The 15,023-nt window shown below is 67.6% G+C and carries 11 protein-coding genes and 1 pseudogene; 5 read left to right on the plus strand and 7 right to left on the minus strand.

Annotated elements, in window-relative coordinates; genetic code table 11:
* Positions 1–382: 382 nt before the first annotated feature.
* Complete coding sequence (locus DTA15_RS35880; RefSeq protein WP_006489821.1) at positions 383–2,545, plus strand: hypothetical protein; 2,163 nt, start codon at positions 383–385, stop codon at positions 2,543–2,545.
* 84 nt (positions 2,546–2,629) lie between these two features.
* Here the strand turns inward: DTA15_RS35880 and DTA15_RS35885 are convergent, their stop codons facing one another.
* Together DTA15_RS35885 and DTA15_RS35890 are read right to left on the minus strand one after the other, a co-directional pair.
* Positions 2,630–3,370, minus strand: a complete 741-nt coding sequence (locus tag DTA15_RS35885) for a sulfite exporter TauE/SafE family protein (protein WP_006489790.1) — start codon at positions 3,368–3,370, stop codon at positions 2,630–2,632.
* A 131-nt stretch (positions 3,371–3,501) separates the two neighbouring features.
* A complete protein-coding gene (locus tag DTA15_RS35890; protein ID WP_006489795.1) occupies positions 3,502–4,503 on the minus strand; it encodes an aldo/keto reductase in 1,002 nt (333 codons plus the stop codon).
* Positions 4,504–4,644: 141 nt separating this feature from the next.
* Between DTA15_RS35890 and DTA15_RS35895 the strand changes: the two genes are divergently transcribed.
* Entirely contained in the window at positions 4,645–5,556 is a 912-nt protein-coding gene (locus DTA15_RS35895) for a LysR family transcriptional regulator (protein ID WP_006489811.1), read from the plus strand.
* Between the two features lie 43 nt (positions 5,557–5,599).
* Here DTA15_RS35895 and DTA15_RS35900 read toward each other — a convergent pair whose 3' ends face one another.
* Entirely contained in the window at positions 5,600–6,754 is a 1,155-nt protein-coding gene (locus tag DTA15_RS35900; protein WP_006489833.1) for a porin, read from the minus strand.
* Between the two features lie 380 nt (positions 6,755–7,134).
* On the opposite strand from DTA15_RS35900, the gene DTA15_RS35910 reads away from it, so the two are divergent.
* Positions 7,135–8,232, plus strand: coding sequence for an OpgC domain-containing protein (locus tag DTA15_RS35910; protein WP_006489829.1), 1,098 nt, complete (start codon positions 7,135–7,137; stop codon positions 8,230–8,232).
* A gap of 61 nt (positions 8,233–8,293) precedes the next feature.
* Entirely contained in the window at positions 8,294–9,232 is a 939-nt protein-coding gene (locus tag DTA15_RS35915) for an alpha/beta hydrolase (RefSeq protein WP_006489813.1), read from the plus strand.
* 64 nt (positions 9,233–9,296) lie between these two features.
* On the opposite strand, the gene DTA15_RS35920 is transcribed toward DTA15_RS35915, so the two are convergent.
* From DTA15_RS35920 to DTA15_RS35930, 3 genes are read right to left on the minus strand one after another with little or no spacing between them, the layout of a single operon-like run.
* The gene (locus tag DTA15_RS35920; RefSeq protein WP_006489815.1) at positions 9,297–10,898 is read right to left on the minus strand and encodes a GMC family oxidoreductase; all 1,602 of its coding nucleotides are present in this window, start codon (positions 10,896–10,898) and stop codon (positions 9,297–9,299) included.
* A 26-nt stretch (positions 10,899–10,924) separates the two neighbouring features.
* Positions 10,925–11,458, minus strand: a complete 534-nt coding sequence (locus DTA15_RS35925; RefSeq protein ID WP_006489799.1) for a sugar dehydrogenase complex small subunit — start codon at positions 11,456–11,458, stop codon at positions 10,925–10,927.
* 15 nt (positions 11,459–11,473) lie between these two features.
* Positions 11,474–12,757, minus strand: coding sequence for a c-type cytochrome (locus DTA15_RS35930; protein WP_006489831.1), 1,284 nt, complete (start codon positions 12,755–12,757; stop codon positions 11,474–11,476).
* Between the two features lie 313 nt (positions 12,758–13,070).
* Here DTA15_RS35930 and DTA15_RS35935 point away from each other — a divergent pair.
* A pseudogene (locus DTA15_RS35935) lies at positions 13,071–13,829 on the plus strand (SDR family oxidoreductase).
* Between the two features lie 264 nt (positions 13,830–14,093).
* Here the strand turns inward: DTA15_RS35935 and DTA15_RS35940 are convergent.
* The gene (locus tag DTA15_RS35940; protein WP_012493389.1) at positions 14,094–14,966 is read right to left on the minus strand and encodes an NmrA family NAD(P)-binding protein; all 873 of its coding nucleotides are present in this window, start codon (positions 14,964–14,966) and stop codon (positions 14,094–14,096) included.
* Positions 14,967–15,023 lie beyond the last annotated feature (57 nt).

The raw sequence follows: 15,023 nt of genomic DNA on the forward strand, positions 1-15,023 counted from the left end.
CGATGCGCTCGCCCGCCGCTTCAAAGCCCTTCGCGCGTGCAATGACAGCCCATACACGAAGAAAAATCCCCGATATTTTCGCGTAATTCCGATCTACCCTCCGCACCACTCCCTCCCGCCATTCGGGTTTCTACCGGCGCATCCGATGTGAAAGTTCATTGACATCGCGTCGATCGATGCCTAAATTTGGAAAACGTTTTCCATTACTGGAGCGCGACGCCGGTGACGGCCCGCGCAGGGGGAACGCTTGCGCGCTCGATTTGTGATTCAGGCCGTCCGTCTTCAGGGATCAGGGTTGCAAGGCGGAGGCCGGGTACGGGCATCGTGCGCCGCATCGGCTACATGTGCCCGGCCTTCACCACTATTCAAAACTGGAGACACCATGCATCCGCGCAGCAGATTCACGCTCGGCGCCGCGCTCGGCGCCCTTTCCGTCGTGTTCGTCAGCGCCTGCGGCGGCAACGACGTGACCGATACGCCGCAGCCACCTCCTTCGTCCAGCACGCCCGCGCTCGCGGCGAACTCGCTGCAGGCGCTCGTCTACGGCGCGCCCGACACCAGCGTGCCGGCCGGCACGAACATCCCGGTCACGATGATGGGCCAGATGCGCGCGCTGTTCGACCTGATCCGGAAATCGCCCGATTTCACGCAGGTCGTGATGGATCTCGGCGACGGCACGCCCGTCCACGTGCTCGACACGAATACCGGCGACAAATTCCTGCCCGGCAAGCTCGCGCTCGGCCTGTCGTACATCCTGATCGACATGAAGTCGAAGAACGACCCGCAATACGCAAGCTACCTCGCGACGTACCAGACGATCACGACCGCGATGATGGCGCAGTCGGGCAGCAACTACACGTATGCGAACACATCGTGGGGCGAGTACTACTACCTCGTCGCGCTGAACAACCTGAAGGCGCACGGGATGCTCAACGAAGTCTTCAGCGACGCGATGCTCGCGACGCTGCAGCAGCGGCTCACCTTCTGCGACATGTTCGGCCCCGATGCAAGCGGCAAGACCAGCACGTGCCCGGCCGCCGGCACGCCGATCGACATCGCGTCGCTCAACACCGCGCAGAACTACTATGCGGTGTCCTACGGCATTGCCGGGCTGCGCCAGAAGCTCGGCTGGAGCAGCCCGTCGTTCGCATCGAAGACCGACCCGGCGGTCGCGACGATGAACGCGCGCGACGCACTGCTGTACACGCTGACGAACCACATTCGCAACGACTCGTCGGGCGGGTTCTCCGACGAAGCATCGAACACGCACACGACCTACTACGACCAGGCGCGCTTCGACCGCTACAGCACGCTGCTGATCGGCGAAGTGGTCGAGCGCACGTTCGAGATGGGCAACGAAGCGAACCTCACGCCGGAGCTGAAGGGCTATCTGCGCAAATCGGTCGACCTGATCCTGCCGCAGCTGAACCCCGACGGCCAGGGCTTCAACTACGGCCGCTCGATCGGCCCGTACGGCGATTCCGCGTTCATGGAGGTGCTGACGGCCGCGGCCAATGCCGGCGTGCTGACCGACCGGGAGAAACAGGTTGCGTACGCATTCATCTACCAGGCCGCGCGTCGTTTCGACACGTACTGGTACGACCCGTCGCTGCCGACGCCGTCGGTGAACATGTGGGTCAAGGGTCGCGGCACCGACACGTATCGCGGCAAGCCGCGCGTGATGGGCGAGAACTTCAGCCTGTTGCACCAGTACCTGTACGTGAACGCGTGGTGGAACAAGCTCGGCTTCGGCGGCCAGGCGCCGATGGCCGATGCCGACTACCGCGCGTGGCTCGACGCGCTGCCGCGCTACACACTCACCTGGTACAACCAGCCGGGCGATGCCGCGCATCCGTACAGCGCCGCGCTGCTCACCGTGCGCGACGGCCGTCGCGTGATCAACCTGAATCTCAGCCAGGCGCCCGACTACAACTCGTACACGCCGTATTATCCGGTGCCGTTCTCCGACAAGCTGATCTACGGCACGACCGACCTCGGCTATGCGCTGCTGGTGCCGCAGGTGACGTACAACGCGAAGACCTACATTCCGGTCACGTACTACAGGAACCTGAACGTGCAGGAAAGCAACGGCCAGGTGATCGTGTCGTTCGATACGACGAAGTTCCGGCTCGCGTCGAAGAACGCCGCGTACACGACGGATCTCGACCTGCAGGTGCACACGGTGCTGACCTTCGCGCACGGCTCGGTCTCGCGCAGCGATACGCTGAGCTCGGGCACGCTCGCGGGCAACCTCGCGGTCGAGACGGATTTCACGTCGTTCGCGGATTTCGCGTCGACGCAGGCCAATGGCGACGGCGTGTCGGTGACGTACGCGAACAGCGCCGCGACCGGCTATGCGGCATCCGGGTTCGACACCTGCGCGCTGTCCGCCTTCGACACGGTGAACGGCGCGACGAATCCGTTGTCGACGACGCCGGTCGGGCAACTGCATTCGAACTTCGCGTGCACGACGAAGCCGTTCGCACTCGGCGCGGGCGCGACCCGCACGGTCGGATGGACGCTGAAGTACGCCGACCCGGCGTGAGCGCGGCAAGCACCATCCCGTGACCGTTCCCGAAGCCGGTTGCCGAAACCGGCTTCGGGATCATTCAGCATCCGGGGCGCACGTTCACCACCACCCCGACCCCGCCATATACGCGCCGAGCGCGATCAGCCCTACGAAGAAGCAGCGCTTGAACGTCTTCTCGCTCATCACGCGCCGCGCATATTGCCCGCCGGCCATCCCCGCCAGCGCGGGCACGAGCGCGAGCGCCGACACACCGAGATCGACCGTCTGCAGTGCGCCCGTCACGCGCAATTGCAGGCCGAGCACGATCGTCGACGCGGTAAACGACAGCCCGAGCGCCTGGATCAGATCGTCCTTCGACAACCGCAACGCCTGCAGGTACGGCACCGCCGGTACGACGAACACGCCGGTCGCGGCCGTCACGACGCCCGTCAGGTAGCCGACCACGGCCGACAGCCATTTTTCGTGGCGCCCCGGCGCGGGCAGCCGCGCGGCCGCCAGCCCCCACAGCCCGTAAAGCACCAGCACCACGCCGAGCACCGCGTGCGTCCACGTGCTGCCGGCCGCGAGCGCCGGCAACCCGCCCGTCAGCGTGCCGACCGTCAGGCCCGCGAGCAGCGGCCACAGCCGGCGCAGCAGCGCGCCGAACGACGGACCGAGCCACAACTGCCACACGTTGGTGATGAACGACGGCACGAGCAGCAGGCTCGCCGCGGCCGACGGCGGCATCGCGAGCGTCAGCAGCCCCATCGCGATCGTCGGCAGCCCGAGCCCGATCATGCCCTTCACCGCGCCGGCCAGCAGGAAGACCAGCACGATGATCGTCAGCGTATGAATTTGCATGGCAGGCATTCCGTCCGTTGAGTACGGCGCCGATGGTGCCTGCCCGCCATGCCGCCCGCCATCTGGTTTTGCCTGAGGCTGGCTCGGGCCCGCCCGCCGGGCCTGTCAGCCCGGCGATTCGACCCCGTGGATCACCCCCGGCCCTGCTCGCTGTCGAGGTGGGCCATCTGAGCGGCCGGATAACGCTCGCCGGCAGCCGCCCCGGCGGGAACCGCCGCTTCGATGCGGATGAGATCATCGACCGTTAGTTGCAATTCAGTCGCCAGCAAACCGTCCTGCAGTTGCGAGCGCTTGCGGGCGCCGACCAGCGGCACGATGTCGGTCCCGCGCGACAGCGCCCACGCGATCGCGACCTGCGCCGGATTGCTGCCTTTCTCGTCGGCGATCGCGCGTAGCGCGTCGACGAGCGCGAGGTTGTGCGCGAGGTTTTCGCCCTGGAAACGCGGGCTCGCCGCGCGGAAGTCGCGCTCGCCCTGCCGCGCCGCGGTCCAACGGCCGCCCAGCAGCCCGCGCGACAGCACGCCGTAGGCCGTCACGCCAATGCCGAGCTCGCGGCATACGGGCAGGATCTCGGCCTCGATCCCGCGCGACAACAACGAGTATTCGATCTGCAGGTCGGCAATCGGCGCGACGGCCGCCGCGCGGCGGATCGTGTCCGCGCCGGCTTCCGACAGCCCGATATGGCGCACGTAGCCGGCCTTCACGAGATCGGCGATCGCGCCGACCGTTTCCTCGATCGGCACCGCCGGATCGACGCGGGCCGGGCGATAAATGTCGAGGTAGTCGGTGCCGAGCCGCTTCAGCGAGTACGCGACGAAGTTCCGGATTGCCGCGGGCCGCGCGTCGTAGCCGGCAAACCCGCCGGCCGGATCGCGCAATGCGCCGAATTTCACGCTGATCCGCACCTGGTCGCGGGTGCGGCCGCGCAGCGCGTCGCGAATCAGCATCTCGTTGTCGCCCATGCCGTAGAAGTCGCCGGTATCGAGCATCGTGATCCCGTGGTCGAGCGCCGCGTGCAGCGTCGCGATGCTTTCGTCGCGGTCGGCCGGCCCGTAGAAATCCGACATCCCCATGCAGCCGAGTGCGATCGCCGATACCTGCGGGCCCGTGCGGCCCAGTTGACGCCTGTCCATGTCCGTTTCCTTCAAATGGTGAGTGGATGAAACGGATTCTGGACGCGCGACGCCGCGCGATAAACGCGAAACGCTCCACCAAACCATTCGACGCTGATTAACAATGGAGCCTGGTTTCCTCCCGCCAAGGTTCTCGCCCGCATGGATCATCTGCAAGCAATGCGCATCTTCGCGCGCGTCGCCCATCTCGGCAGCTTCACGAAGGCGGCCGAGCAGCTCCAGTTGCCGCGCCCGACGGTCAGCAACGCCGTCCAGTATCTGGAAAAACACCTGAAGATCCGGCTGCTGCAACGCACGACGCGACGCGTCGCGCTGACCGCCGAGGGCGCGACCTACTACGAACGCTGCGTGCGGTTGCTGGCCGATCTCGACGACGCCGAAACGCTGTTCGAGGATGCCGGCGCGTCGCCGCGCGGCGTGATCCGCGTCGACCTGCCCGAACGGTTCGCGCTGAACCAGGTGATTCCGGCGCTGCCGGATTTCCACGCGCGCTACCCCGACCTGCGCGTCGCGATCAGCACGACCGACCGCTTCGTCGATCTCGTCGCGGACGGCATCGACTGCGCGGTGCGGGTCGGCGCGCTGTCCGACACGTCGCTCGTCGCGCGGCGCGTCGGCGAGATGGCCCAGATCAATTGCGCGTCGCCCGCCTATCTCGCGCGCCACGGCACGCCGCGCTCGCCGGACGATCTGCCGGACCACGTCGCGGTCGGCTATTTCTCGAGCCGCACGGGCCGCGAGCTGGACTGGGAATATGCGGACATGGATTCAGGCGAGATGCATACGGTGAAGATGCACAGCGTCGTGTCGGTCAACAGTTCGCAAGCGTATCTCGCGTGCTGCCTCGCGGGCCTCGGGCTGATCCAGGCGCCGCGCGACGGGCTCGCGCCGCTGCTCGCCGACGGCTCGCTGGTCGAGGTGCTGCCGGAATGGCGTGCCGGGCCGCTGCCCGTATCGGTGGTGTTTCCGACCGGCCGGCATCTCGCGCCGCGCGTGCGGATCTTCGTCGACTGGCTCGCGGAAACGCTCGGCGGCCTGCGCCGGGCGGACTGACGACGGTCGTGCCGGGGGCCGTGCGCCCCGGCACGACACCCGGTCAGAACTTGTGACGAATCGCGGCGCGCACCGAGAACTGGTTCGCCGATGCCGACGGGCCATCCGTCCCGACGACATAGCCGCCGTCGGCCGCCGTGCCCGTCTTGTCGCCGGCCACCTTCTGCCAAGCACCCTGCAGGTACACGTCGGTGCGCTTCGACAGGCTGTAGTCGGCCATCAGGCCGACCGTGTGGTACTTCGGCTTGAACGAGCCGGCCGCCGCATCGTACTTGCCGTCCGTGTACACGTACTGCGCGCCGAGATAGAAATCGGGCGTGAGCTGGTACTTGCCGTTGACCTCGAAATTCTGGAACTTCGTCGCGGTCAGCCCGAGGCCGGCGAACGTCGACGCCGGCAGGTAGACCGTCGATACCGGGTTCTTCACGTCGGTCTTCGTATAGACGAAGCCGACCGTGGCCGGGCCGAACGTGTAGTTGACGCCGCCGCCGAAGATGCGCAGCCGGTCGGCGACGAAGTTCGCGTCGTCGGCCGCGATCGCGCCCGCGCTGCCGATGCCCGGGTTGTTCGCCTGCAGGTACGCGGCCGCGACCTGCAGCCCGGCCAGCGAATACTGCGCGCCGATGCTGTACTGGCGGTTGTTCGAGAAGCCCGTGCTGTTGCTGAAGCTGTACGTGCCGCCGAACGTCAGGCCGTTCCAGTCGGCGCTCGCGTACTTGACCGTGTTGTTGACGCGGAACGAGTTGTCCGTGTTGTCGTTGTCGAACGGGTGCGAGAACAGCGTGCCGCCCCAGTTGCCGTTCGCGGTCAGCGGTGCGAGATAGTCGACGACGGAATCGTACTGGCGGCCGAACGTCAGCGTACCGAAGCGCGATTCGGACAGCCCGACGAACGCCTGACGGCCGAACATGCGGCCGCCCTGGCCGAGCCGGCCGTTGTTCACGTCGAACCCGTTTTCCAGCGTGAATATCGCCTTCAGCCCGCCGCCCAGATCCTCGCTGCCCTTCAGGCCCCACCGGCTGCCCTGCGCATACCCGCTCGCGAGCTGGTAATTCGTCTTTCCGACCCCATTGACGTTGACGTTGTTCGTGTAATTGAAGCCTTCGTCGATCAGGCCGTACAGCGTCACGCTGGTCTCGGCAAAGGCCGGCGCGGCGAAGGCAGCGAGCGCGGCGGCAAAAATGACGTGCTTCTTCATGACGGATCTCCGGAGCCGAGGGCCGGGCAGGCCGAGCGCCCGGCGAATGTTGGTCTGTTGTATGTGTGGCCCGCAGGGCGGACGACGCGGTGTGCGGCCGCGTGAGGACAAAATGGTGTCACGTCGGAAACCGTCCGTCCATCGGGTGCGGGTCGTCGCATGCAAAGCGTTGCGCTCGCCCAACTGCGCCGTTGCGCGGACAGCCTGACCGGGCTTATCGGCAGCGGCAGGCCGGCCCGCCATCCGCGTAAACCCGGCAGGCGTCGCTTCGATGGCACAATGCGCATCCGTTCGCCATTTCTTCACGAAGTCATGCTTCACCCCGATTCATGCGCGGCGCGTGCCGGCCGTGCACGCGGCCCGCGCCGGAAGGCGCTCCGATGACCGCGCCGGCCCGGGCCGGCCGCTACGCCGAGCTCGATTTCTTCCGCGGCCTCGTGCTGCTCGTCATCGTCGTCGACCACATCGGCGGCAGCATCCTGTCGCGCGTCACGCTGCACGCGTACGCGCTGTGCGACGCGGCCGAGGTGTTCGTGTTCCTCGGCGGCTTCGCGACCGCCATTGCGTACAACTCGCTCGCCGAGCGGCACGACGAGGCCGCCGCACGCCAGCGCTTCATCCGGCGGGCGTTCGAGATCTACCGCGCGTTCCTCGTGACGGCCGGCCTGATGCTGCTGATTACCGCCGCGTTGAATGCGTTCGCGATCGACGGCCCGAACATGCCGACCAACGATCTCGACGGGCTGCTGCACAAGCCGCTCGCCGCGCTGCGCGACATCCTGCTGTTCCGCCGCCAGCCGTACCTCGCGTCGGTGCTGCCGATGTACGCGTTCTTCGCGCTGCTCGTCCCGCTCGCGCTGCCGCTCGCCCGCACGCAGCCGTGGCTGATGCTCGCGTTCAGCGGATCGCTGTGGTACGCGGCGCCGCACGTCGCGCGCTTCTTGCCGACCGTCGAAGGCGCGCCGTGGGACTTCAACCCGTTCGCGTGGCAGTTCCTGTTCGTGCTCGGCGTGATCGCGCGCTGCCAGCCGGTCTACCAGACGCTCGCGCCCCGGCCGCAGGGCTGGCTGCTGACGGCCGCGTCGCTCGCGATCGTCGCGGCCGGCGCGTACTACCGGCTGCGCATCGAGCCGTTCCCGACCGATCCGTCGATCAAGCAGAATCTCGGCGCGCTGCGGCTCGTGAACTTCCTCGCGATCGCGTGGCTCGCCGCCAAGCTCGTGCACCTCGGCTGGATGAAGAAGGTCGCGCACGCGATGCCGTGGATCGGCACGATCGGCCGGCAGGGGCTGCTGTGCTTCGTCGCGGGCACCGGCATCTCGCTCGCGGTCGATTCGCTGCTCTACCAGGCGACCGAAGGCTATCTCGACGTGCCGCTCGGCCTGACCGCCGACGCCGTCGCGATGGGGCTGCTGTATCTCGTCGCCAAGCTCTACGGGCCGCTCGTCGCGCGGCTGCCGTTCCGTTCGCGGCCATGACGCGCCGCGCCGTCATGCGCCGCTGCTACGATAGCCGGCGCCCCTCCTGAAACGATTCGCCATGCGCCGACTCGCCCTTCCGTTCGCCCTCGCCCTGATCGCCGGCGCGATCGCCACCGCCCATGCCACGCCGCCGGCACCGGCGCCCGCGGCATCGCCCGCGCAGCCGCCGGCCGTCCAGACCGCGACGACCCCGTCGACCGCGCAGGAGCCGTCCGTCAATCCGGGCAGCAGCGTCGTGCTGCGCACGTTCCGCTCGGCGTCGCTGAAGCGCGACTGGTCGTATACGGTCTACCTGCCGCCCGGCTACAACCCGGAAGGCGCGCGCTACCCGGTGATGTACCTGCTGCACGGCAACGCGGGCAACGCGAACGACTGGGTCACGCAGGGCCGGCTGCAGGCCACCGCCGACACGCTGATCGAGCGCCACGACATCCCGCCCGTCGTGATCGTGATGCCGCAGGGCGGCACCGACTGGTACGTCGACCGCAAGGAGAAGATGCAGAGCGCGTTCCTCAACGACCTGCTGCCGGAAGTCGAAGCGCACTTCGCGGTGTCGAACCAGCGCGCGGGCCGCGCGATCGGCGGCGTGTCGATGGGCGGCTTCGGCGCGCTGCGCTTCTCGCTGCTCGAACCGGGGCTGTTCTGCGGCGCGATGCTGCTGAGCCCCGCGATCTATGCGAACGAGCCGCCGCTCAATTCCGCCGCGCGCTACGTCGGCGTGTTCGGCGATCGGCAGTTCGATTCACGCGTGTGGCACGAGTTGAACTACCCGGCGCTGCTGCGCGGCTATTTCGCGCGCAGCTGGCGCGTGCCGATGTTCATCGCGGCCGGCGACGACGACCTGACGATCCAGGCGGAGTCGAGCGTGCTGTATACCCATTTGCGCCGCGCGCAGAATCCGGCCGAACTGCGCATCGTCGACGGCGGGCATACGTGGGACGTGTGGCGCGGGTTGCTCGGGCAGGGGTTGAGGTATGCGTTGGAGTGTGTGAAGTAAAACGGGGCTGAACGCGCCCGGGCACGGCGCCAGCACGTGCGCGATGCCGGCCGCCCCGCGTGCGTCACACCTCCGCCCCAATCGTCTTTGCCATCCTGAGCGCCAGCGCATACCCGGTCAGCGTCGGATTGACCACCGACGAACTCGGGTGCACGGCCGTGCTCGCGATGAACAGGTTCGGATGATCGTGCGTCCGGCAATCGCGATCGACGACCGAATCGGCCGGATCGTTGCCCATGATCGTCGTGCCCATGATGTGAGAACTCGGCACCCACGCATGGATGTCGTTCACGATCTCCGTCGCACCGAACACCTGCTGGAAATCGCGGTAATCGTCGAGCACTTGCGACGCCGCACGCAACGAATAGTCGTACACGTCGTAGTCGGTGCGCGGCGTCGGCAAACCGAGCGCATCCTTGCGATCGCCGAGCGTCACGCGGTTGCGCGGGTCGGGCAGGATCTCGACGTAGCTCGCGATCTTCAGATAGCGCGCCGCGTCGTGGCGGATCCGTGCATCGAGCGCGTCGCCGACGACACCTTGCGCGATCAGCCGCCGCGTGACGATCTCGTTCGGCACCGTGTTGTCGAGAAAATGCCGGATCGCGCCGTGTTCGCGACGAAACGCGCCGTCGCGCCGCGTGTTGATGCTGCCTTGCTGGGTCGGACCACGCCCGGCCCACAACGGTTCGCGCGCGAGCATCGCAATCGCGCGGCCGGTGTGTCCCATCATGTTGCGGCCCACCTGGCCCGACGTGTTCGCGACATCCGACATCAGCAGCAGCTTCGGAATCTCGACACCGTGCGCCGCGAGCACGAAGGTCCGCGCGGTCAGGCGCGTGCTGTTGCCATCCGGCGTCATGTAGTGGATCGCGGCGATCTTGCGATTTTCGCCGCGCTCGATCTTGTAGACGACCGCATTCGTCAGCAGCCGCGCGCCCTGCGCGACGGCGCGCAGCACCGGACGATCGCCGGAGAATTGCGCGCCGATCGGGCAGATCGGCGCGCAGTTGTTGTTGCCGGCGCAGGTCGGCCGGCCCTCGTAGGGCCGCGTCGCGCGCGCGTTGGGCTCGTCGACGAAACGATGACCGATCGTCGCGACCTTTTCCGCGACCTGCTGCGTCAGGTACGACCACGGCTGCTGACGCATCGGGTAAGGCTTCGAGCGCGGCGGGAACGGCGCACCGCCCTGCCCGCTCTGGTCGTCGGTGTCCGAGCCCGACACGCCGATCTGTTCTTCCGCGAGCTGGTACCACGGCTCGAGCTCGTCATAACCGATCGGCCAGTCGCGCCCCTGCCCGTACAGGCTGTGCAGCCGGAAATCGTTCGGCAGCATGCGCCACGTCGCGCCACCCCAGTGCCACGTCGTACCGCCGACGAGCCGCAGGAACGACGGCTTCTGCAACACCGGGCCGACACTGTCGATGTAGCGATCCGAATAGCGGCCGGTGGACGACTTCGGCGCCCACGGCAGATCCGGATACGGGCCGTTGTAGTCCGACTTGTTGCCGTAGTTGCGGAACGCGCGAACGAGCTCGGCCCGCTTCACGTCCGGCCCCGCCTCGATCACGATGACGGACTTGCGTTGCTGCGTCAGCGACTGCGCCACGGCGCCGCCCAGGATGCCCGCGCCGATGACGATGACGTCCGCGTCATAGGAACTGCTCATGATTTCGATCCTCGTTCGAAGGCGGCTCAGCCGGCGTCGGTGGCCGGGCGTGCGGTCCAGTACTCGGGGCGCGCGCGGATGTAGGTTGGAATGACCGTGACGTCGGAGGTCGGCTCGAACATCAGCGCGGTTTCGTAGCCGACCATGCGCGCCTGCCCGCCGTGACCGACGCTGCCGGTGTAGAAGGCTTCGATGATGGCCAGCGCCGTCGCGCGCAATTCGGGGGCGGCGACGCCCAACGTGCGCACGAACGTATCGACCGGCTGCGTGCCCGTGCCGATCGCGACGGCCAGCGCGCGCAGCCGTGCGGGGAATTCGCGGTCCTGCTCGACGAGGCCGTCGTAGACCGACTGCACGTAGCGCGACGGCAGCGCCGAGCGGCGCGTCAGGTACGCGGCCACTCCGGCAAAGTCCCGCAGCGGCACGGCCTGCGGCGCGGTGGCCGCGCGCGCGATCAGCATGCCGGCCGGCAACGCGGCGGCAAGCGCCGCACCGGCCGACAGCTTCACGAGCCGGCGGCGCTGCGCATCCGGTGCGCCGCTCACATCGAAATCGTTCATCGCGTGCCTCTCCTGTCAGTGGGCGGGCGCCGTGCGAATCTTCGCGACCTCGGCCGCGCTCACGCGGGCCCGGCCGTTGCCGAATCGTTCGCTCAGGTAGTTCACCAGCGTCACCACTTCGTCATCGTCGAGTTCGGTCTGGAACGCCGGCATGAAATAGTGCGTGGCGCCGTTGTTCACGCTCGCGCCATGCATGACGACCTGCAGCAGGTTCGACGCGGTGGCGGTGCCGACCGCGCTATTGGCGAACAGCGACGGGAAGAAGCCGTCCGTCGTGCCGGCGCCCGTCATCCCGTGGCAGCTCGCGCAATGATCGAGGTAGAGCGACGCACCGGCCGGCGTCTGCCCGCCCGCGGCGGCCGCGGCGCGGATCGCGAGGTAGTCGTCGGCGGGACGCCCCTGGGTCGAACGCGGTGCGGTATCGGCGCCCTTCGCGGCGGGCACGGTCGACAGATACACGGCGATCGCGTTCAGATCGCGTGCGCTCATCCGGCTGAAGCTGTGCTCGACCGCCTCCGCCATCGGGCCCGCGGCCTGCGCCTTGCCCGGGACGTTGCCGGTACGCAGGTACTGGACGATTTGCGCGGTCGTCCACGTGCCGATGCCCGCGTCGCGATCGCGCGTGATGTTGAACGCCTGCCAGCCGGCGAGCGGCGCGCCGGCGAGATAACCGACGCCGGTTTCGTCGTACGCCAGCTCCTGCATCCCGATGCCGCGCGGCGTATGGCAGGTACCGCAGTGCGCGGCGCCCTGCACGAGGTAGGCGCCGCGATTCCACTCGGCGTCGCGCCCGGGTTTCGGCACGTACGCGCCTTCGCGCAGATACAGCGCGTTCCAGATCTTCAGCGGCCAGCGTACGGTCAGCGGCCACGGGAAATCCGGCGCGCGGTTCGGCTGACGCACCGGCGCGACGCCCTGCATGAAGTACGCGTACAGGTTCGCGATGTCGTCGTCGCTGAACTTCGTGTACGACGGGTACGGCATCGCCGGGTACAGGTTGCCGCCGTCGCGCCGCAGCCCCTTGCGCAGCACGTTCGCGAAGTCCTGCTCCGAGTAGCGGCCGATCCCCGTTTGCCGGTCCGGCGTGATGTTGGTCGAGTAGATGTTGCCCATCGGCAGCGGCATCGCGAGACCGCCCGCGAACGGCTGACCGCCCTGCACCGTATGGCACGCGACACAGTCGGCCGCGACGGCCAGCGCCTTGCCCGCGGCGACGCGATCGGCCGCCTGCCCGGCCGCCGACGCGGAGGTCGCGATGAGGAAAAGCACGACAAGGGCGGAAAGGCCGGGCAAACGCATGGAAATCGTTCCTGGAGGAATCCGGTGGAAAAAGCGGTTTCGGGCGCTTTTGCGATGCGGCCCTCTATTCATTCGAAGGAACCGACCGCTTGGCGTGGCCGCACTATATCATCTTCTGTATCGATACACTAAATCGATACAGAATTGCCATTCGGGTAATAATCAGCGAGTGCTCGACCAGCGCCGCAGGATCGATCGCGCTTTGCAAGCGTGCGCGAACCGGCGCGGCGGCGCATTTCGACTACATTGCCGAAGTGGCGATGACATCGGTCATCGCCGGCCTCCCCTTACTCGACCCGCAGGAAACCCAGCCATGTCTGTCTCGAAGAAATTCGCCGCCGTCACGGGCGCCGGCTCCGGCATCGGCCGCGCCGCGGCCCTCGCGCTTGCCCAGGCCGGCTTCACCGTTGCGCTGCTCGGGCGCACGGAGGCGTCGTTACGCGAAACGCAGGACGCGATCCGCGCCGCCGGCGGCGACGCGCAGGTGTTTCCGGTCGACGTCACCGACGAAGCGTCGGTCGACCACGCGTTTGCACGGATCGCGCAACAATTCGGCCGGCTCGATGTCCTGTTCAACAATGCCGGCCGCAACGCCCCGGTCGTTTCCCTCGATGAATACGAGCTCGACGTGTGGAACAGCGTCGTCGCGACGAACCTGACCGGGGTGTTTCTGTGCGCGCGGGCCGCATAGCGGATGATGAAAGCGCAGACGCCGCAGGGCGGCCGAATCATCAACAACGGCTCGATCTCGGCGCACGCGCCGCGCCCCGACACGATCGCGTACACGGCCACCAAGCACGCGGTGACCGGGATCACGAAGTCGCTGGCGCTGGACGGCCGCCGGTACAACATCGCATGCGGCCAGATCGACATCGGCAACGCCGCGACGTCGCTCACGGAACGGATGACGCAAGGCGTCCCGCAAGCGGACGGCAGCCTGGCGCCCGAAGCGCGGATGGACGTCGCGCATGTCGCGAACGCGATCGTGCAGATGGCGAATCTGCCGCTCGACACCAACATCCTCAACATGACGATCATGGCGACGGCGATGCCGTTCGTCGGTCGCGGATAGCGGGCGCCGAGGTCGTACCGGGAGGCCTCGTCCACGAACGGATGCAATGCCTCCCGTCGCTCGATGCGCGTCACCGGTCGGGCCGGTGCAGCACGCCGCGCCGCGCGTGTTCCGTCAACGTATCTTCTTTTTCTCGCCGGTCGACGGCGGCTTACATACGACGAACCGACGACGGTCCTGCCCCTGAACGACATAGGCACGGCGCGGGTACGAAAGGATTGAGCGGCCCCGCAATAGAGCCGGATGGAATGCGAACGCGCGGCGTTACGCCCGCAGGATATCCTCGGCGACATGCTCGAACGGCACGCGCCCGTGGCGAAGTTCCACCGTTGCGTCGCTTTCGAAGCCGATATGGCCGTTGTTCAGCCCGCGATTCAGTTCGATGAAACCATCGATCGCGGCAGTCGAGAACGGGTTCATCGCGAGCACCCCGGCCCATGCGGACGGCTCGAGCGCCACCGGTCGCACCGGCCGATTCAGCACGCGCGCAAAGGCATCCGCGATGTCGGCCGGTGAATACGCGCTCGGCCCCGCCAGCCCGACCTTCCGGACACCGCTCCAGTCTTCCTGCAGCATTTCCGCCGCAACGCGGCCGATGTCTTCGGTCGCGACCATCGGGATCGCCCGTTCGACCGGCCCGAGCAGACTCGGCAGGATACCCTGCACGCGGACCGGCTCGACGACGCGCGCCCAGTTCTCCATGAAGTAGGCGGCCCGCAGGAACGCGACCGGTATGCCCAGTTCGGCCAACCGCTGCTCGGCCGTCCGGTTGGTCGCAATCACGCCGGTGCCGGCCGACCGGTCCGCGCCGACCGACGACAGCAACACGAGTTTCGGCAAGCCCGTCGCGCGAACCGCCGCGGCGACGGCACGCGCCGTCACGTCCGCGTGCTCGAACAGATTTTCCAGCGCATAGTTGGGCGGCTTGACCAGATATGCACCGCGCGCGCCGGCGAACGCCTGCATCAACGCAGCGGAATCGGCCAGATCGGCAACCACCACTTCCGCACCCAGCTCCGTCCAGCGCACCGCCTTCGCTCGATCGCGCACGACCACGCGAACCGGAACCCCTGCATCGATCAGCACCCGGGCGGCGACGGCCCCCGTGCGTCCTGTGACACCCGTGACAACGTACATGTGTTCTCCCAATAGCCGCTCCACCGGTTGGAGCGATGGTTTCGATGATGTACGCTG

Origin of the sequence: Burkholderia cenocepacia (assembly GCF_900446215.1) — a bacterium.
GTDB classification, from domain to species: domain Bacteria; phylum Pseudomonadota; class Gammaproteobacteria; order Burkholderiales; family Burkholderiaceae; genus Burkholderia; species Burkholderia cenocepacia.